This is a genomic window from Ruminococcus sp. RTP21359st1_H3_RTP21359_211015 (assembly GCF_040909065.1).
Classification (GTDB): domain Bacteria; phylum Bacillota; class Clostridia; order Oscillospirales; family Ruminococcaceae; genus Hominimerdicola; species Hominimerdicola aceti.
The window spans coordinates 65413-84497 of record NZ_JBDGDD010000009.1 but is presented as its reverse complement, the minus strand read 5'-3'; the positions used below and the strand labels follow the sequence as shown (position 1 = coordinate 84497).

The following is a 19085-nucleotide window of genomic DNA, read 5'->3' as shown; positions in this document are numbered from 1 at the left end:
CCTGCTGTACTCCGCTTTTAAGCCTTCAAAGGCACAAAATGCCGCAAAAAAGCAGCACAAACATACGGCAGGAGCAATTATCTCCTTCCTGCTGCATTTTATCATGCTCAAATAATATTCGATTTTTCCGTTTAGATTCAATATACCGCTGCGTTTGGGCTTTATTATCATGTGCTGTCAAAAACGCTTAAAGCCTCAAAGAAAGACAAAATGGTGTGATGAACGCAGTTTAAATACAGCGGCATGAGCCGCCTTTGTCCGAACAAAAATATCTGATTATATTGTACTCCATTTTCGTCTCAATGTCAATAGCAATTTATTACATTTATCTAAATATGCCCTTTATCCTGCTTGTTATATCCTCGCAAAAGGCAGCCGCCTGCTCGCAGCTCACGCTTTCTGCAAACACTGTTATACCTTTTTTATCCCTCAGCGGTCTGATAACTGCGTGTGTCTTGCCCATTGTTATCTCTCCCTCTACCGAACAGCCAAGCTCTGAAAATATCTTTTCCTTGTTTTCACGGCTCATTGTTATGCCCACAAATCGGCTTGAAGTGTATGCGTCAGGCACATCACAGAGAGCTTTTTGTAGCGTTATCCCCTGCTCTGACAGATAAGACGTTACCGCTGACGCAAGGTAAAGTCCGTCATAGGCAAACATATTATGGGTTGAAACGGCAACGTCCTTTGCTATGTCAGCATTGTTTTCGTATCGGTAAAGCCTGCCACAGTGGACTTCAGCAGTGGCATCGGCATTAGAGGGGAAATTCTCAGGCAATGCCACCGCAAGCCCCTTTTCAAAGCACACCCCTGCATACATTGCCACCAGTTTTTCCCACATGACATAGCTTGTTTTCTCACTGTAAGCTGATACTTTTGTGCCGTCTGCGGAAAGATTGAATATTATACGCTCACCGTCTATATCGTTCCTGCCGTGAAAAAGTCTGTCTGCAAGGGTCGCCTTTTTAACATCATATGTGCGGATATCCACATTTACGCCTTTAAATCGGTCAGGGAGTATTTTTTCAAGCTCTGCGACGTATATCTCCCTCACCGCTGAAAAATCTGTCACACAACCCGTCTGAGAAAGCCCCACACTGCGATAAGCTCTGTCGTCAGCTATGCTTCCAATGCGGTCAAGAAGCTTTTCATCAGGCAACATTCCCCCAGCCGAAATAAGCCTTGCATGACCTGAAATGTTTGCGCCTATGAGTACGCCAAACTCTCCGCCAAATCTGTTCACAGCATAAGAAAGCTCTGAAATGCCTGCTCTGCCTATACTGTACACGTTCACTCCTGCCTGACATATGCCGCAGTCAAGGGCTTGTTTGAGCAAAAGGCTTTCGTCAGAGCCATAGGCTGTCACTATACTTCCGCCTTTTTTTGCGGCGCTTGCGGCACAAAGTCCAAAAAGCATAGCCTTTTGCGCTGTGGCTTCACCGCCCCACAAACTGCACTCGCCGTTTTCGTCTATGACCAGTCGGCTGTCAGATGATCTTTTCACGTTTTCATAAAGCCTTGCGCCCTTTTCAACAGTTTTTCCAGACCATATGCCCACTCCTTTTTCAATGACGGCTTCACTTGCGATATGAGCCTTTTCGCCTATAACTGAATTTTCACCACACTTCACACCGCTGTCAAGGACAGCCCCACGGCATACCACTGCACTGTTTATATCACAGCGTTCAGATACCACAGAGCCTATGCCAACATATCCGTTCACCTTGCCGCCCTTTACAACAGCGTTATTGTCTATGACGCTTCCGCTTTCTATGACAGACCCTGACATGACAGAAACGTTCTCTCCTATATAAACAGGCTCACCTATTGCCGCACCGCTGAAATTATTTTCCGTCAGCCTTTGTGACATATTTTTGTTGTAAAGCATATGCCTTTGACAATCAAGAAAAGCCTCAGGCGTGGTTATCCTTTTATAATAACCTTTTCCGTCAAGCAGGACAGCTTCGCCACTTTTCACAGCCTCGGGTATAATATCCTCCGTCATATCCGTAGGCTTTTCAGGATTAAAACTATCAAAAAGCTCTCTTTTCAATATATATATGCCAGCAGGTTTGTTTTCAGTATCATAAGCCAGAGCCGTACAAAAGGTATCGTGGCTCAAATGAACTTTTATAATCTCATCAAGAGGGTGAGTGCAGATACAGTTACATTCCACGGCAAGAATTTCTGTTTCATCGCACATTGCTGTTCTAACAGCCTGCGCAGTGCTTTTGCCTGCGGTGTTTATCATATGGAGCTTTATCTTACCTGAGTATTTTTCGTCAAGAAGCCTTTCTACCTGTTCAGAGCCATAGCCCACTGCAAGGACAGCTTCTTCAAAGCCTGCTTTCTCCAGCATTTCAAGAGTAAAAAGCAAAATTTCTTTTCCGCATAATCTCAGAAGAGCCGCAGGTCGCCTGTCTGTCATGGGCATCAATCTTTCTCCACGTCCTCCGCATAAAACAACAGCTTTCATATATGTTCCTCCGTTCATAATATTTGATTTAATGTATTATTGGAAAACATACCCACTGTTATTCATGTGAAAAAAATTTGCCGCCGCCCTTTTCAAGATAGAAAAAATATGCTATAATGTAGGATGCGGCATAAAAGAAATTTTACGGAGGTGTATATAATGGAGCAGTTTACGGCTCTTAAAAGAAAAGCACTTGAAAAATATTTTTCACGAATGAACGACCAACAGCGCAAGGCTGTGTTCAAAATAAAAGGACCTCTCCTTATACTGGCAGGAGCAGGAAGCGGCAAGACCACTGTTTTGGTAAACCGCATCGCAAACATGATATACTTCGGCAACGCATACAACACAGAGCAGACCTACGGCACGCCCTCTGAGCAGGACATACAGTTTCTCAAAGACTACATTGACGGCAAGACAAATGACGCTTCTACCCTCGCAGACATTGTGGCATATGACTGCATAAAGCCGTGGAGCATACTTGCTATCACGTTCACAAACAAGGCGGCAGGCGAGCTTAAAGAACGTCTTGCAGGAATGTTGGGAGAGGCAGGTCAAGGCATAACAGCGGCGACTTTCCACTCCGCCTGCGCAAGGATACTCAGGCGTGAATGTGACAAGCTTGGATTTTCAAGCAGTTTCACCATTTATGATTCTGACGATTCTCAGAGAACTGTAAAAAGCATATTAAGAGAGCTTGGCATATCTGAGAAGATGTTTCCACCGAGAACAATACTCAGCGAGATATCCCACGCTAAAGACCTGCTCCAAGAGCCTGATGAATACATTGCCTCAGCCGCAGGAGATTATCGTAATCTGACCATAGGCAAGGTATACAAGCACTATCAGAAGAAGCTCAAAGCCGCAAACGCTATGGACTTTGACGACATGATCTGCCACACAGTCAAGCTTTTTGAGCAGTTTCCTGACGTCCTCGACCACTATCAGAACTTGTATAAATATATAATGGTAGACGAGTATCAGGACACCAACAAGGCTCAGTTCAGACTTGTTTCGCTGCTGTCACAGAAGTATAACAACCTGTGCGTTGTGGGTGATGACGACCAGAGCATCTACAAGTTCCGTGGTGCGACTATCGAGAACATCCTCAACTTCGAGGAGCAGTTCGACTGCAATGCTGACACTGATGTTATAAAGCTTGAACAGAATTACCGTTCAACACAGAACATTCTTAACTGCGCAAATCAGCTTATAAGCAACAATCAGGGTAGAAAGGGCAAAAATCTGTGGACAGCTTCGGGTGACGGTGAAAAGGTCACAGTATACAAGGCTTCAAGCGAGCGCAGTGAAGCAAAGTTTGTGGCTGACACCATTCTTGAGGACATAAACAAGGGCAGAAAATACAACGACCATGCTATACTCTACCGAATGAACGCACAGTCAAACGCTTTGGAGCAGACGTTCATACAAAGTGGAATACCATATAAAATAATAGGCGGTCTGAAATTCTACGACAGAAAGGAAATAAAGGATATCCTCGCTTATCTTTCTGTAATAAACAACCATTTTGACTTTCTACGTCTGAGAAGAATAATCAACGAGCCGAAACGTGGTATCGGCGAAGCCACTGTAAACGCTCTTGAGCAGATAACCTCAGACCTTGGAGATTCACCTATCCACATCATGCAGGAAGCCGATATGCTTGCTCCCCTTGTGAAGCGTTCAAAACAGCTTATGCCTGTGGGCGATATGCTCTCAGAGCTTACTGAGCTTTCTGACACTCTGCCACTTGCGGAGCTTTTGGACAAGCTTCTTGATATGACAGGCTACAAGCGTCATCTTGAAATGCAGGGCGACGAGGGTCTTACACGTCTTGAAAACATCAACGAGCTTAAATCCACCATGTCAAGCTACGAAGAAAATGCTGACGAGCCGTCGCTGTCGGGATTTTTGGAGGAAATATCACTTTACACTGACGTTGACAATCTCGACTCTGACGCTGACTATGTTGTGCTTATGACAATGCACTCTGCAAAGGGCCTTGAGTTCCCCATAGTTTTCGTGGTAGGCATGGAGGACAACATCTTCCCGTCATCAAGAAGTCTTGAATCGGAGGCTGACACGGAAGAGGAGCGCAGACTTGCATATGTTGCGGTGACACGAGCAAAGGAAAAGCTTTATCTTACCCACGCAGAGGAACGTATGCTTTATGGTCGCACTGACAGGAACAGGATATCACGCTTTATAAAAGAGCTTCCTGCCGATTGCATAGAAAAGCAAGCCGAGGAAACTAAGGCTTCACCTTATCTCAACGGCTATGAAAAGCCTCACAGCATGAGTTTGCAACAGCAATTGGCTCAGCGAAAGGCTGATAAGAGCAATTTTTCTGTTAATACTGAAACTTTTGCACCAGGCGACAGAGTTTTGCACAAGATATTCGGTGAAGGCACTGTTTTAAGTTCAAAACCTATGGCTAACGATACTCTTGTTGAGATAGCATTTGATAATCGTGGCACAAAGAAGATAATGGCAAATTACACGAAGATCAAAAAGATATAAGATAGAAAAATCCGCAGGGCGAAACAAAACGCTCTGCGGATTTTTTGCAATATAAAAGCCGTACACCAAAAAAATGTACGGCACATTTTATGTATCAGATAACATCGTCTTCCTGATTTGGAATGTTAAGCTGTTTCTTTGGAACACGCTTGATAGGATCATAGACCCACTTCTTACAGCTATAATCAGCGTCTACCAGACCCTGCTTCTCACAAAGGACCTTATTTCCTTCTCTTGATCTGTTGCCGAAAAGGCAGTAAGAACATGACGGTGAAATTCTGTTACCAAAATAGCTCTTCTTTGCCATGATTTATACAACTCCTTTAAGATAAGTTAATCTTTTTTCATTTGTTATTAATTATATCATACTGTTTTAGAAAATGCTAGTCTTTTCTTCAAAGTTAGTAATAAAATCATCATAATCAAGCAAAACGAGGGAACAAAATTGTTCACTTTGACGAATTTAACATTATTTGTAACAGAAGTCAAAACTGTGTCGGGGATAAAGAATGGATAGATAAAACGGCATATAACGGCTGACAAAAACGCTGATGCCAAACGTGAGATAAAAAAAGGCACAAGAGAGAAATCCACGCCCAAGGCGGCTATCTGTATCATCACACACAGACCTCCGAAGGAGCAGACAGCGGCTATAAATGGCAAAAGATAAAATGGGCTTCCCGAAAGCTCAGTGAGAGAAGTTATTTCAAGACAGCTTTTCACAAGCACAAGTTCGTTTTCTGACAGTGAAAACGCATCTTTCAGAAAGCTGAACGCTCCGCAGTATTCAAGAGAGGACATAAACGCTCCGAAAAAGACTATCATAACGCAGATAACAAAAAGTGACTTTCCTGCCGAGATAACGCTGTCGGTGAACATTCTGCCGTCAAGTCTGAAAGTCGGCTTTGATGTTTTCTTATCCTCATTTATAGCTCTGCCAAGAACAAGTGCAGTGAGAAAATTTGCCGCTAGTATGGATACGAACACTGCAATGCCTGCTCCTGTACAACCAAACACTGCAAGACCCACTGTACCAGAATAAAAAGCAGGCCCTCCACAGCAGCAAAAGCAGGACATTATCTTTGCAGTACGCTGGGATATTATCTTTCTCTGACACAGATCTGAAAGAAGCTTTACTCCCACAGGATAGCCTGCGGTATTGCCAAGAAGAAATACAAAGAAAAGCTGAGGCGGTATGCCCATTATAAATCTCGATATAGGATAAAAAGGCATTGAAACGCAGTAGTAAAGCCCACTTGAAACAAGTATCTGCGACAGCGCCATAAAAACAAACAGCGACGGGATTATGATATTCATACAGCGGTCAACGGCTTCGGAGATACCAAGCTTTACGCTCTCGCCCCCTGATATGGTGATAATGCAGAACCATATGGCCACCCCCGCAAGTATGTATACGCAAAGCTCCTTTGCAAGTCTTTTCAACATTTTTATTACCTCCCTACTTTTACTTTTTAAGTATATGTCAGTCTGTCTAATAATATAATTAAGCATAAGACAATGAACGGAGGACGCAAAAATGAAGAAGATACCATTTTTAAGCTTTTTCGGCATGACAAAAGAATTGACCGCACTAAGCTCATACATAAGCATAACTGACGACAGAGCCGCCGTTATCGAAAACTGCAAGCAGATAGTTGAGTGCAGTGAGATAATGGCAAAGGTGCTGACAGGCTCTTTTGAGATAGAGATATGGGGCAGCGGACTAACAATGTCAAATTTCTGCTCCGACAGCGTGGAGATAAGAGGAAAAATAGAGTCGGTCAAGCTTGTGTCAAGAAGTATCAGGGAGAGAGGATAATGATTTTCGGTTATATAGATTATGTTATCACAGGGGACAGCTTCACCAGGTTTTTCCGCAGGATAATGTCAAAAAAGCTTCCCGTTAGCAAAATGTGTGAAAAGAACGGAAAGCTCACTTTGCGTATGCCTGCGGAACACTGTAAGGCACTTGAAAGACTATGCGATGAACTTGGGCTTGAATACACCGCCACAAAACGTCACGGAAGCTTTGTTCTTGCAAAACGTTTTTTCGGAAGAGGAGGACTTGTCATAGGCACTGCGGCTGTCATGCTTTCATGCTTCTATCTATCAAACGTGGTGGTGAGGTTTGACATACTCAGTGATGATGAAAATATCAGAAAAGGCGTTATGTCGGTGCTTAAAGAGGAGGGCGTTGAAACCGGCACTTATATCCCAAGCATTGATCTCATAGTCACAGAACGTGCGTTAAAGCAAAAAGTGGAGGGCATATCATGGGCAGGCATAACACGCAAGGGTGACACGCTGATAATCGACGTTATCGAAACTGAGGGCGACACAAAGCGTGAGTCAAACCGCTATCCCTCAAATCTTGTTGCCTGCGAAAACGGAGTTATCGAAAAAATCGAGGTTTATGACGGACAGCTAAAGATACCTGTGGGAAGCGGTGTGACAAAGGGCGATATCGTTGTAGGAGGTGAGATCATCACATCAAAATCAAGCTGGATAGACGGCAAGGAAAACGTTGAAACAAAGACAAGCTATGCACGCTCCAAGGGTAAGATACTAGGCACTTTTGAGCGCACTGTCACATTCACACAGCCCTTTGAGTACAAGGCAGAAAAGACGACAGGCAAGAGAGATACAAAGCGTTTTTTCACTGTGTTTGACGCTGATATCCCTCTTTTTTTCTCAAAGCCTGAGGGTTACTGGAAAAATGAGCAGAGATATTCTCCTCTGTCGCTTTTCGGGCTTGAAATGCCTTTTGGCATAACCACCTGCGAACTTGAAGAGTATAAATTTTCACAAGACACCCTGACAGAACAGCAGGCACTTGACGCCGTTCATGAAAAGGCATATTTATATGAGGAAAATTTTCTTTCAGATTATGAGATAAAAGACCGACAAGTGGAGGATAATGTGACAGAAAACGGAGTAACCGCTACTGTAACATACACCCTATACGGCGAGCTTTGCAGAGAGGTGGAATTTTTTATTAAGAAATGATCAAAAAGTGTGAAAAGGTGCATAAAAAAAGTGTTAAATCTTACTGAGATTGTTGCAATCAGAGGAAAAATGTGATATAATAGCTTTGTATAATAGGTATATCAGAACAAAAAAAGAGGAAGTTGTGCTAATGGCGGAAAAACTTATCAGCGTGGACAGAATGGAAACTGTACTCAGCCTTTTCGGCAATTATGACAAGAATGTTAATCTTATCCAAAAAGAGTATAATGTTGTGATTCTCGGCAGAGGTGACGATATCAAGATAACAGGCGATGAGGAGAACGTATTTAACGCCTCGGAAGCTATAAATAGCCTCATTGCTCTTATCAACAAGGGCGAGGCTATCACTGAGCAGACTATAAGATATGTTTTCACACTTGTGCGTGAGGGCAAGCAGTATGAGATAAAGCATATGTCTGATGACGGCGTATGCGTAACGGTGAGCGGAAAGCTCGTCAAGCCGAAAACTCTCGGTCAGAAAAGATATGTTGAAGCAATAAGGAAAAAGACTATCGTCATGGGCATTGGTCCTGCGGGAACGGGCAAGACTTATCTTGCGGTGGCAATGGCGGTAAAAGCTTTCAAGGCGCACGAGGTGGAGAAGATAATCCTTACACGTCCTGCGGTTGAAGCAGGAGAAAAGCTGGGTTTTCTTCCGGGCGACCTGCAATGTAAGGTAGACCCATATCTCAGACCGCTTTATGACGCACTTTTTGAAATGCTCGGTCCTGACACTTTCGCTAAACAGCAGGAGCGTGGCTGTATCGAAGTCGCTCCGCTGGCATACATGAGAGGACGTACTCTTGACGATTCTTTCATTATCCTTGATGAAGCGCAGAACACCACTCACGAGCAGATGAAGATGTTCCTTACACGTCTTGGATTCAACTCAAAGATAGTCATAACAGGCGATATAACGCAGATAGACCTGCCTGACCAGAGAAAGTCAGGACTTATTCAGGCAATGAACGTACTCAAAGGCATTGACGATATATCAATAAACAGATTTACCGACAAGGACGTTGTCCGTCACAAGCTTGTGCAGGACATAATCCTTGCTTATGAAAAATATAACAAAAAAGGAATGTGAAAAAGTAATGGGCAAGGTAAAAGTAATGATAACCAACAACCAGACAGAGGTAAAGATACCTGTTGGCATAAGGCTTCTTGTAAGACGCTGTTGCCATGCTGTGTTGGAATATGAGGGCCACAATGATGATTTTGAAGTTTCTGTATCTTTTGTGAATGACGAGCAGATACATGAGCTTAACAAGGAGCATAGAAACATAGACCGCTCAACAGACGTGCTGAGCTTTCCTCTTGGCGAGAATGGTGATTTTGACATGAACCACGAAACAGGCGCTTTCCTGCTGGGAGATATAGTCATAAGCCTTGAAACGGCTTACCGTCAGGCTGAGATATATGGTCACTCTCTTGAAAGAGAGATAGGCTTTTTGACAGTACATTCAATGCTTCATCTCCTTGGCTATGACCATGAAGAAAGCAATCTTCAGGAGAGGATAATGCGTGAAAAGGAAGAAGCTATACTTGGCAATCTGGGCATATCCCGTGACGCCACTTTCTTAGGCGAGCATGAACACAGGTAAAACAGGGATAGGACGTTTCTTCAAGGGCTTTGTTTATGCCTTTGAGGGCGTTGTGAGCTGTATAAAAACAGAGCGCAATATGCGTTTTCACATTGGCGTTGCAGTGCTTGTGATACTGCTTATGCGATTTTACGGGCTTAGCGCCGCCGAAACTGCCGCAGTTTATATCTGCATAGGACTTGTTATTTCACTAGAGCTTGTGAACACGGCTGTTGAAGCCGCTGTGGATATGGCGTGTAAAGATAAAAACCCCCTTGCTAAAAAGGCTAAAGACTGTGCGGCAGGGGCTGTTCTCATTGCGGCGGCAGCTTCTGTGGCTGTGGGAATAAGGATATTCTGGGACTATTATGCTTTTATGGCGATAGCCTCTTATTTTGCAAGAAACATATGGCTAGGGATAGCTTTAGCCGCAGGTGTGATACTGTGGCTCGTATGGGTGTTCAAAACACCTGCTGACAAAGATAAAAAAGATAAGGAAAAATATATATGAACAAGAAAAATGCAAATTCAAAAAATGCGTTCGTCACCATTGTTGGACGTGCGAACGCAGGCAAATCCTCATTGCTAAACGCACTTGTGGGCGAAAAGATAGCCGCAGTGAGCGACAAGCCGCAGACAACAAGAACAAAGATAACAGGAGTTCTCACAAAGGGAGAAACACAGTTCGTTTTCATGGACACACCTGGTATGCACAAGGCTAAAAACAAGCTTTCAGAGCATATGCTCAACGCTGTGAACGAGTCTGTTGCAGGGGTTGACCTTATTATCCTTATGGCTGACTGCACAAAGAAAATATCCGAAAACGAGCGTGAGCTTGTAAAGGGCTTCAAGACAGGCAAGACTAAGGTGATACTTGTGCTGAACAAGATAGATCTTCTTGAAAACAAAGAGGATCTTATCGCAGTTATAGCAGAGTATTCAAAGCTTTTTGATTTTATAGATATCGTACCAGTGAGCGTTCTTGAAAAGGACGGCCTTGATATTATTATGGAAGATCTTGAAAAGAATGCTGTGGAGGGTCCGCACTACTTCCCTGATGATAAATTCACAGACCAGCCAGAAAAGGTCATAATGGCTGAGATAATAAGAGAAAAGGCACTCAATAACCTTAATGACGAAGTTCCTCACGGCATAGCTGTGACTATCGAACAGCTTAACGAGCGTGAAAATAGAAACGGTGAAGCTATACTTGATGTTACCGCTACTATTTACTGTGAGAGAGAGTCACACAAGGGTATACTTATTGGAAAAGGCGGCTCTATGCTTAGAAAGATAGGTCAGGAAGCAAGAGCTGACCTTGAAGATTTCTTCCAGATAAAAGTAAATCTCCAGTGCTGGGTAAAGGTAAAAGAGGGCTGGAGAAACCGTGAGGGCATGATAAAGAATTTCGGTTTGGAATAAAGGCAACATATTTTTCCGCTTATAATGACCGCCAAAAAAGCTGATAATATCAGTAAGGCGGTGAATATCATGACTTTATGGGACAAGTTCTTTGAAAGCGGCAGGATAGAGGATTATCTCACATATGCCGCACACAGAAAAGAGGATACTGACAATGCTGACCTTTATGGGACTGATACTGAGGGAAAATGACAGGGGCGAAACAAGCAAATCCGTCACTGTCCTCACAGCAGAGCGTGGAGTCATAGATATATTTGTTCGTGGAGGCAGGAAAAGCACGAAAAATGCGTCATCAACGCAGCTTTTTGCATACTCTAAGCTGTGCGTTGAGGAAAAGAAGAACGCTAAAGACCAATCAATGTTTTTTCTCAACAGCAGTGAATCAGAGAAGCTTTTTTACAACATCAGGCTCGACCCTAAGAAAACGGCTCTTGCCTCTTACTTTTCTGAGCTTCTCATGTATATACGAACAGAGGAAAGCGGCTGTGACGAGATAATGCGGCTGACTCTGAACACACTTTATTTTCTCGATAAAGGCGACAGGGATAACGAACTTCTCAAATCTATATTTGAGTTTCGTCTGCTGTGCGAAGCAGGATTAAGACCTGCGCTTCTTGGCTGTTCGGTTTGCATGGCGTATGAAGCTGACATTATGCACTTCAACCTGTCAACAGGGGTCTTGGAGTGTGACAAGTGCTGTTATAATCCTGACAGCATTTACGATATTGAATTAGACAGGACTATGCTATACATAGTCCGATTTATTGCACTGACGGAATATGAGCGGCTTTTTGCTTTTAAGATAAGCGAAAGATATCAGAAAAAACTGACCGCTTTTACAGAGCGGTTTGTTAGATATAATCTGAAAGGCAAGTTTCCGTCGCTTGATTTTTACAGACTTTTGTAGGCATTGCGTAGCTTTGCCTATTGTCATATTTTGAGGTATATATAATGGACGAAAGATTTTATGATTCGCTGGAGCTGAACAAAATTCTTGAAATGCTTTCAAAAGAATGCTCCAACGAAAAAACGAAAAAAATGGCTTTGGGGATAAAGCCTTGTTCTGATCTTTACACGGTCAAGAAAGAAACAGGCAAGACCGCCGAAGCACTTGAACTCAGCGTGAGATACGGCACGCCGAATTTCTACAACATAAATGACGTATCAACTTACATCAAAAGAGCCGAGGCAGGCGGTGTGCTTTCTCTCGGAGAGCTTATCCAGATAAGACGCTTGCTTGCACAGACCTATGAGCTTCACCACTGGTATGAGCAGTGTGAGAACAAGGACACTTCCCTTTCATATCTCTTTGAAATGCTCTATCCAAACAAATATCTGCAGCAGCGACTTGAAACGGCTATCATAGATGAAACAAAGCTTTCTGACGACGCAAGTGCGGAGCTGAGAAGCATAAGACAGAAGATAACACGTTCAGGGCTTAAGATAAGAGAGACCCTTGACAAGATGATAAAATCCCCAAGCACTCAGAAATATTTGCAGGAGAGCATTGTCACAATGCGTGACGGACGCTTCGTTCTTCCGGTAAAGACTGAGTTCAAGGGCAATGTCAGCGGTCTTGTTCATGACACCTCCGCAACAGGCTCAACCCTTTTTATCGAGCCTATGTCAGTTGTGGAAGCCAACAACGATATCCGCATTTTGCAGGGTCAGGAGCAGGACGAGATACACAGGATAATCGCTGAATTTTCTATGGAATGTGCCGAAATGAAAGACCAGCTCATTTCAAACTACAATGCAGTAACAGAGCTTAACCTTTATTTTGCAAAGGCAAACCTCGGTGCAAAAATGAGAGCAATGCTCCCTGAGATATCCAATGACGGTGTTATTGTGCTGAACAAGGCACGTCACCCTCTTATCGACCCAAAAAAGGTCGTGCCTATAAACTTCTCTATTGGCACTGACTATCACTCCCTGATAATAACAGGTCCTAACACGGGCGGTAAGACAGTTGTGCTTAAAACTGTGGGTCTGCTCACGCTTATGACAATGTGCGGTCTGCTCATTCCTGCGTCAGACGGAAGCAGGATATCAGTATATAAAAACGTGCTCGTTGATATCGGCGACCAGCAGTCTATAGAAAACAATCTGTCTACATTCTCTTCTCACATAAGCAGAGTAAAGACCATACTTGACGAGGCTGACAGCGAAAGCCTTGTGCTTCTTGACGAGCTTGGTTCAGGCACTGACCCTGTGGAGGGTGCTGCACTGGCGGTGGCTATAATCGAACGCATAAGGATATTCGGTGCGACGCTAGTTACAACTACACACTATCAGGAGCTTAAAATGTACGCTATCGACACTCCTGACGTTGAGAACGCTTCATGCGAGTTTGAGGTGCAGACTTTGCACCCGACATACAGGCTTATCATAGGCTCACCCGGTAAGTCCAACGCTTTTGCTATCTCTGAAAGTCTTGGTATCGACAAGGATATAATCAAGTACGCTGAATCGCTTATTTCTGAGGATAACAGAAAGTTTGAAACTATCATAGACAATCTTGAACGCACAAGAATGCAGCTTGAAGAAAACAACAGGCTTGCGGAGAAATACCGTGCGGAAAGCGAGGCTCTCAGAAAAGAGCTTGCAGAGCAGAAAGAAAAATTCTACGATCAGAAAGAAGCCGAGCTTGAAAGGGCAAGACGTGAGGCTCAGCAGATCGTAAATCGTGTTCAGCGTGAGTCGCAGGCGCTTGTTGACGAGCTTGACAAGCTGAGAAAAGAGAAAGAAAATCCAAACTTCACTCAGAAAGCCATTGACGCAAGGCACAAGCAGAAGTCCACAATGAACAAGCTTTACAGCGAGGCTAACCCTGTTTCTGAAAGCAGGAACGAGGGATATGTGCTGCCAAGACCGTTGAAAAAGGGCGACAACGTGCTTATCGTTGACACAAACAGAAAGGGTATCATTATAACGCCCCCTGACAACAGCGGAATGTGCTTCATTCAGGCAGGCATAATGAAAACCAAGATAGATGTAAAGAAGCTTCAGCTTATTGAAAAACAACAGCCGCAAAAGCAGACAAAGAAGCCTGTGAAAAAAGGCGGAGTATCTAAAAACGGCATTGAGAGCCGCATGACACGAAAGGTATCCACCGAGCTTGATATCAGGGGCTATGCCGCTGACGAGGGCGTTCATGAAATGGAGCAGTTTATTTCTGACGCTATCATGTCAGGAGTGACGATGCTCACCATAATCCACGGCAGAGGCACTGGTATTCTCCGTGACGCCATAAGGCGTGCGCTTAAACACCACCCTTCTGTAAAATCATTCAGAAAAGGCGTTTACGGCGAGGGCGAGGACGGAGTAACCATAGTCGAACTTAAATAATCACATATCACCGCATTTTGGTATATAATAAGCCAAAGGCGGTGATTTTTTTGAGCGTTCACAAGCGTTCTTTCAAGAACAGAATTTCATACATAATTCTTGCTGTCGTTATTATTCTTGCACTGCTCACGACGGTATTTTTTGCACAGCTTTCAAGGCACATCAGCGAAATAAGCGAGTTTGAAAGCAAGCAGGCGGCACTTGACGTGATAAATGCGGCCATAAGCAGAGAGCTTGAAAAACTGCCCCAGAGCAGTTATATAAAGATATCTGAAACTGACGGCAGGATAACCTCCATAAACAGCGATACGAACGCTGTGAACAGGCTTCAAAGCAGTGTTTCAAGGGCTGTGAACGAAAGCCTTTCACAGCTTGAGGGTACAAAACTCAGCGTACCCATCGGCACACTTTCAGGAATAAATATCCTCACAGGCAGAGGTTTTGACATACCACTGCGGCTTCATCAGATAGGTGCGGCAAAAACAGAGCTTAAAAGCAATTTAACGGAAGCAGGGATAAATCAGACAAAATACAGCCTCTATCTCACTGTGACCATAGAAATGACAGCCATTCTTCCTGCACACTCTACGGATATCGTGGTGAGCTATGACTATCCCGTAAGCGAAACTGTTATCGTAGGGGAGATACCTGATATGTACTTAGGCAAGGGAAAAGGCTGATTTTTTCGCAGTTTATAGAAAAAAGGCTTGTATTTCACCAGCAATTATGGTATAATATAAAGGGCAATACCGCATAAGGCACGCCTAACGGCTTTGCACGCAATCTGCTTGCAGATTTTCCGTTATCTCGCACAGAAACTCCTTGAAATACGGAAGTATTCCTGCGTCGTTTCTATACAAGCTAACGAAAAATCTGGCTACGCATCTTGCGTACAATCCTTATGTGGTATTGCCCTGCGTATGATATGCCGTAAAAAGTTGGCAGAAATGGAGTTGTGTTATTTTGAACGAACAGGACGCTAAAAAACGTATAGACGAGCTTGTGAAGCTTTTGAATTATCACTCTCAGCTTTACTATGTTGAGGACAGGAACGAGATCACAGACTATGAATACGATATGCTCCAGCAGGAACTAAAGGGTCTTGAGGAGCAGTTTCCGCAGTTTATCAGAAGCGACTCCCCTACTCAGCGTGTAGGCGGCAAGGCGATATCAATATTTGAGAAAGTCACACACCGTGTGCAAATGGGTTCTTTGCAGGACGTTTTTTCCTTTGAACAGGTGAGAAGCTTTATTGAGACAGTTCAGCAGGCTGTGGATAAACCGCAATTCGTTGTTGAGCCGAAAATAGACGGACTTTCGGTATCCCTTGAATATCACAATGGTGAGCTTGCCATAGGTTCTACCCGTGGTGACGGCTTTGTGGGCGAGGACGTTACTTCTAATCTGAAAACTGTAAAGTCCATTCCTATAAAAATAAACGAGGAACTGCCTTTGATAGAAGTCAGAGGTGAAACATATATGCCGAGAAATGTTTTTCTGAAGCTTGTTAAAGAGCAGGAGGATAATGACGAGCAGCCTTTCAAAAACCCTAGAAACGCCGCCGCAGGTTCTCTTAGACAGAAAGACCCTAAGATAGCGGCAAAAAGAAAGCTTGATATTTTTGTGTTCAATGTTCAGCAGATAGAGGGCAAGGAACTTACTTCTCACAAGGAGTCACTTGACTATCTGAAAACACTGGGATTCAAGACTATCCCTGATTACAAGCGTGTGTCTACCGCTGATGAGGTCATAGACTGCATAAAGGCTATCGGAGAAAAGCGTTTTGACCTGCCATTCGATATTGACGGCGTTGTTATAAAGGTCGACGATTTCAGACAGCGTGAGATACTTGGTGCAACTGCAAAAGTGCCAAAGTGGGCTGTGGCTTACAAGTTTCCGCCTGAGGAAAAGACCTCAAAGCTGCTTGATATAGAGCTTAACGTGGGCAGAACCGGTGCTATAACACCTGTGGCCGTGTTTGAGCCTGTTTTTCTTGCAGGCACGAGCGTTTCAAGGGCGACCCTACACAATCAGGATTTTATAAGAGAGAAAAACATTTCCGTGGGGGATATCATCAAGGTGCGCAAGGCAGGAGATATAATCCCTGAGGTACTTGGCTCTGTGGAAAAGCATGGCGACGGGGTTTTCACGCTCCCTGAGTGCTGTCCTGTATGCGGAACAAAGCTTGTGAAGTCCGAGGAAGAAGCGGCGGTAAGGTGTCCGAACGTTGAATGTCCTGCGCAGATATTCAGAAGCATCGTTCACTTTGCTTCAAAGGGCGCAATGAACATTGACGGTCTTGGTCCGCAGATAGTTCACACCCTTCTTGACAACAAGCTTATCACCTCTGTGGCTGACCTTTACACTCTGAGCGAAAACAAGCTTTTACAGCTTGACAACTTCAAGGAAAAATCAGTGAACAATCTGCTTAGTGCTATAGAAAAGTCAAAGTCCAATTCTTTGGACAGATTGGTGTTTGGTCTGGGCATAAGAAATATCGGACAGGCTTCTGCGAAGCTTCTGTGCGACAAGTTCGGCGACCTTGACAACATCATGAACGCTTCCGCTGAGCAGATATCCGAGATAGACGGCTTTGGCGGCGTAATGGCGCAAAGCGTTTACAACGCTTTCCATGAAGAGCATATGATAGAGCTTATCCAAAGGCTCAAAGAATGTGGGATAAACACAAAGTATGAGAAGATACAGATAGACGACCGCTTTGCAGGAAAGACTTTTGTTCTCACGGGCACTTTGCCGACACTGAAAAGAAGCGAAGCAAAAGCACTCATTGAGAAATACGGTGGCAAGGCAAGCGGCTCGGTGTCCAAAAAAACGGACTATGTTCTTGCAGGTGAGGAAGCAGGAAGCAAGCTTGATAAAGCTCAGCAGCTCGGTATCGAAATAATCACCGAAGAACAGTTCAAGGATATGATAAAATAAGATAATATCTTTTTATATAAATAAAACAGGAGGAATGTAAAATGAACATTGACATTAAACACATTGCCAAGCTGGCAAGACTTCGCATTGAAGACGATCAGCTTGATAAGTTTGAGTCAGAAATGGAAAACATCGTGGGAATGGTTGAAAAGCTCCCCGACATTCAGGACGAAATGACCCTTGACCATGACAACCCGATGATACTCAGAAAAGACGTGGCTGTTCAGGATAAATTCACAAGACAGGAGCTTATGCAGAACGCTCCTCAGGTAAAGGCAGGCTGTCTTGTCGTGCCTAAAACAGTAGAGTAAGGAGTGTTATAATTGGAACTTTTTGAAAGAAATGCCTGCGACTTGTCAGAAATGATAAAGAACAAGGAAATAAGCTCCGCAGAGCTTACAAAGTCTGTTTTTGACAGAATAAAAGCAGTTGAGGGCAAGGTAGACGCTTATCTGACACTTGACGAAGAAAACGCTATGAAAAAAGCCGCTGAGATAGATGAAAAGCTTGCAAATGGCGAAGAGCTTTCACCTTTGGCTGGTATACCTGTTGGTATCAAGGACAATATCTCAACAAAGGGTCTGAGAACAACTTGTGCATCAAAAATGCTTGGAAACTATGTTCCGCCTTTCAATGCGACTGTAATGAACAAGCTTGACGATATCGTTGTAACAGGCAAGCTCAACATGGACGAGTTCGCTATGGGTTCATCAACCGAGAACTCACATTTTAAGCCAACAAAGAACCCATTTGATACAGAGAGGATACCTGGCGGTTCATCAGGCGGATCTGCTGCGGCTGTTGCAGCAAGAGAGGCTATCGTTACCCTTGGTTCTGACACTGGCGGATCTATCAGACAGCCTGCTTCATACTGCGGCGTTGTAGGTCTGAAGCCTACATACGGCAGCGTTTCAAGATACGGTCTTGTTGCTTTCGCTTCATCACTGGATCAGATCGGACCTCTCGGCAAGTGCGTAAAGGACGTTGCTATGGTACAGTCCGCTATCGTTGGTCATGATAAGTATGACGCTACTTCTTCCTATAGAGAGTATCCTGATTTTGCGGCTGACCTCAAGGCCGACGTAAAGGGTCTGAGGATCGGTATACCAAAAGAGTATTTCGGTGAGGGTATCGACCCATTCGTTAAGCAGTCTGTAATGAATGCTGTCAAGGAGCTTGAAAAGCAGGGCGCAACTGTAAAGGAGATCTCTCTGCCGTCTACAGATTATGCACTTTCATCATACTACATCATTTCTTCTGCAGAAGCTTCTTCAAACCTTGCAAGATTTGACGGTGTAAGATACGGCTTCAGAGCTGAAGAATATGACGGACTTGTTGATATGTACGAGAGAACACGTTCAGAGGGCTTCGGCGACGAAGTAAAGAGAAGAATAATGCTAGGCACATTCGTGCTTTCATCAGGTTTCTATGACGCTTACTACAAGAAAGCAAAGCTCGTTCAGAAGAGAATAATGCAGGAGTTCGCATCTCAGTTCGCTGACGTTGACGTTATCGCTACTCCGACAGTTCCGTCAACAGCATTCAAGATCGGTGAAAACACTGACGATCCCCTTAAAATGTACGCAAACGATGTCTGCACTGTTACAGTGAACATTGCAGGTCTTCCTGCAATAAGCATTCCTTGTGCATATGACGACAAGGGTCTGCCTGTTGGTATGCAGCTTATCGGCGGAAAGTTTACAGAGCAGCGTCTGCTTAACACAGCTTATGCTTATGAGCAGCTTGTTGGCGGATTCAAAATGCCTGAGCTTTAAGGAAAGGGGTCA

At 44.0% G+C, this 19085-nt stretch carries 17 protein-coding genes; 14 read left to right on the top strand and 3 right to left on the bottom strand.

The features are described 5' to 3' along the window. Nucleotides 1–325: 325 nt before the first annotated feature. Nucleotides 326–2476: a sugar phosphate nucleotidyltransferase gene (locus tag AB5Z01_RS05590; RefSeq protein WP_287215598.1), complete on the bottom strand. Its 2151-nt coding sequence runs from the start codon at nt 2474–2476 to the stop codon at nt 326–328. A gap of 159 nt (nt 2477–2635) precedes the next feature. Between AB5Z01_RS05590 and AB5Z01_RS05585 the strand changes: the two genes are divergently transcribed. Further along, complete coding sequence (locus tag AB5Z01_RS05585; RefSeq protein ID WP_022287814.1) at nt 2636–4996, top strand: ATP-dependent helicase; 2361 nt, start codon at nt 2636–2638, stop codon at nt 4994–4996. Nucleotides 4997–5090: 94 nt separating this feature from the next. Here the strand turns inward: AB5Z01_RS05585 and AB5Z01_RS05580 are convergent, their stop codons facing one another. Beyond that, nucleotides 5091–5303, bottom strand: a complete 213-nt coding sequence (locus AB5Z01_RS05580) for a hypothetical protein (RefSeq protein WP_022287813.1) — start codon at nt 5301–5303, stop codon at nt 5091–5093. 56 nt (nt 5304–5359) lie between these two features. Beyond that, a complete protein-coding gene (locus AB5Z01_RS05575) occupies nt 5360–6442 on the bottom strand; it encodes a nucleoside recognition protein (RefSeq protein WP_287215600.1) in 1083 nt (360 codons plus the stop codon). A gap of 91 nt (nt 6443–6533) precedes the next feature. On the opposite strand from AB5Z01_RS05575, the gene AB5Z01_RS05570 reads away from it, so the two are divergent. The 13 genes from AB5Z01_RS05570 (at nt 6534) to gatA (ending at nt 19073) form a co-directional block, all read left to right on the top strand. Next, entirely contained in the window at nt 6534–6815 is a 282-nt protein-coding gene (locus AB5Z01_RS05570; protein WP_022287811.1) for a YabP/YqfC family sporulation protein, read from the top strand. Continuing rightward, nucleotides 6815–8002, top strand: a complete 1188-nt coding sequence (locus tag AB5Z01_RS05565; protein WP_368365368.1) for a sporulation protein YqfD — start codon at nt 6815–6817, stop codon at nt 8000–8002. The genes AB5Z01_RS05570 and AB5Z01_RS05565 overlap by 1 nt, the downstream gene beginning before the upstream one ends. 130 nt (nt 8003–8132) lie before the next feature. Beyond that, a complete protein-coding gene (locus AB5Z01_RS05560; protein WP_368365367.1) occupies nt 8133–9092 on the top strand; it encodes a PhoH family protein in 960 nt (319 codons plus the stop codon). A 7-nt stretch (nt 9093–9099) separates the two neighbouring features. Then, nucleotides 9100–9609 (top strand): rRNA maturation RNase YbeY, encoded by a 510-nt coding sequence (gene ybeY, locus AB5Z01_RS05555; protein ID WP_046440186.1) that lies wholly within the window; start codon nt 9100–9102, stop codon nt 9607–9609. Further along, complete coding sequence (locus AB5Z01_RS05550; RefSeq protein ID WP_329988849.1) at nt 9596–10099, top strand: diacylglycerol kinase family protein; 504 nt, start codon at nt 9596–9598, stop codon at nt 10097–10099. The genes ybeY and AB5Z01_RS05550 overlap by 14 nt, the downstream gene beginning before the upstream one ends. After that, a complete protein-coding gene (era, locus tag AB5Z01_RS05545) occupies nt 10096–11010 on the top strand; it encodes a GTPase Era (protein ID WP_022287806.1) in 915 nt (304 codons plus the stop codon). Before AB5Z01_RS05550 ends, era begins: the two co-directional genes overlap by 4 nt. Nucleotides 11011–11079: 69 nt before the next feature. Then, complete coding sequence (locus AB5Z01_RS05540) at nt 11080–11202, top strand: hypothetical protein (protein ID WP_022287805.1); 123 nt, start codon at nt 11080–11082, stop codon at nt 11200–11202. Then, nucleotides 11165–11917, top strand: coding sequence for a DNA repair protein RecO (gene recO, locus AB5Z01_RS05535; protein ID WP_038671479.1), 753 nt, complete (start codon nt 11165–11167; stop codon nt 11915–11917). Before AB5Z01_RS05540 ends, recO begins: the two co-directional genes overlap by 38 nt. Before the next feature lie 44 nt (nt 11918–11961). Continuing rightward, entirely contained in the window at nt 11962–14358 is a 2397-nt protein-coding gene (locus tag AB5Z01_RS05530; RefSeq protein ID WP_287215606.1) for an endonuclease MutS2, read from the top strand. A gap of 50 nt (nt 14359–14408) precedes the next feature. Further along, on the top strand, nt 14409–15038 hold the full coding sequence (gene yunB, locus AB5Z01_RS05525; protein ID WP_278459898.1) for a sporulation protein YunB: 630 nt from the start codon (nt 14409–14411) through the stop codon (nt 15036–15038). 283 nt (nt 15039–15321) lie between these two features. Further along, nucleotides 15322–17298, top strand: a complete 1977-nt coding sequence (gene ligA / locus AB5Z01_RS05520) for an NAD-dependent DNA ligase LigA (protein WP_287215609.1) — start codon at nt 15322–15324, stop codon at nt 17296–17298. A gap of 41 nt (nt 17299–17339) precedes the next feature. Beyond that, on the top strand, nt 17340–17609 hold the full coding sequence (gatC, locus tag AB5Z01_RS05515) for an Asp-tRNA(Asn)/Glu-tRNA(Gln) amidotransferase subunit GatC (RefSeq protein WP_287215611.1): 270 nt from the start codon (nt 17340–17342) through the stop codon (nt 17607–17609). A gap of 12 nt (nt 17610–17621) precedes the next feature. Then, entirely contained in the window at nt 17622–19073 is a 1452-nt protein-coding gene (gene gatA / locus AB5Z01_RS05510) for an Asp-tRNA(Asn)/Glu-tRNA(Gln) amidotransferase subunit GatA (RefSeq protein ID WP_117864563.1), read from the top strand. Nucleotides 19074–19085 lie beyond the last annotated feature (12 nt).

Bases quoted from the DNA above. Each gene is read 5' to 3' on its own strand.
- AB5Z01_RS05590 (WP_287215598.1), bottom strand. From the start codon at position 2,476: ATGAAAGCTGTTGTTTTATGCGGAGGACGTGGAGAAAGATTGATGCCC.
- AB5Z01_RS05585 (WP_022287814.1), top strand. From the start codon at position 2,636: ATGGAGCAGTTTACGGCTCTTAAAAGAAAAGCACTTGAAAAATATTTT.
- AB5Z01_RS05580 (WP_022287813.1), bottom strand. From the start codon at position 5,303: ATGGCAAAGAAGAGCTATTTTGGTAACAGAATTTCACCGTCATGTTCT.
- AB5Z01_RS05575 (WP_287215600.1), bottom strand. From the start codon at position 6,442: ATGTTGAAAAGACTTGCAAAGGAGCTTTGCGTATACATACTTGCGGGG.
- AB5Z01_RS05570 (WP_022287811.1), top strand. From the start codon at position 6,534: ATGAAGAAGATACCATTTTTAAGCTTTTTCGGCATGACAAAAGAATTG.
- AB5Z01_RS05565 (WP_368365368.1), top strand. From the start codon at position 6,815: ATGATTTTCGGTTATATAGATTATGTTATCACAGGGGACAGCTTCACC.
- AB5Z01_RS05560 (WP_368365367.1), top strand. From the start codon at position 8,133: ATGGCGGAAAAACTTATCAGCGTGGACAGAATGGAAACTGTACTCAGC.
- ybeY (WP_046440186.1), top strand. From the start codon at position 9,100: ATGGGCAAGGTAAAAGTAATGATAACCAACAACCAGACAGAGGTAAAG.
- AB5Z01_RS05550 (WP_329988849.1), top strand. From the start codon at position 9,596: ATGAACACAGGTAAAACAGGGATAGGACGTTTCTTCAAGGGCTTTGTT.
- era (WP_022287806.1), top strand. From the start codon at position 10,096: ATGAACAAGAAAAATGCAAATTCAAAAAATGCGTTCGTCACCATTGTT.
- AB5Z01_RS05540 (WP_022287805.1), top strand. From the start codon at position 11,080: ATGACTTTATGGGACAAGTTCTTTGAAAGCGGCAGGATAGAGGATTAT.
- recO (WP_038671479.1), top strand. From the start codon at position 11,165: ATGCTGACCTTTATGGGACTGATACTGAGGGAAAATGACAGGGGCGAA.
- AB5Z01_RS05530 (WP_287215606.1), top strand. From the start codon at position 11,962: ATGGACGAAAGATTTTATGATTCGCTGGAGCTGAACAAAATTCTTGAA.
- gatC (WP_287215611.1), top strand. From the start codon at position 17,340: ATGAACATTGACATTAAACACATTGCCAAGCTGGCAAGACTTCGCATT.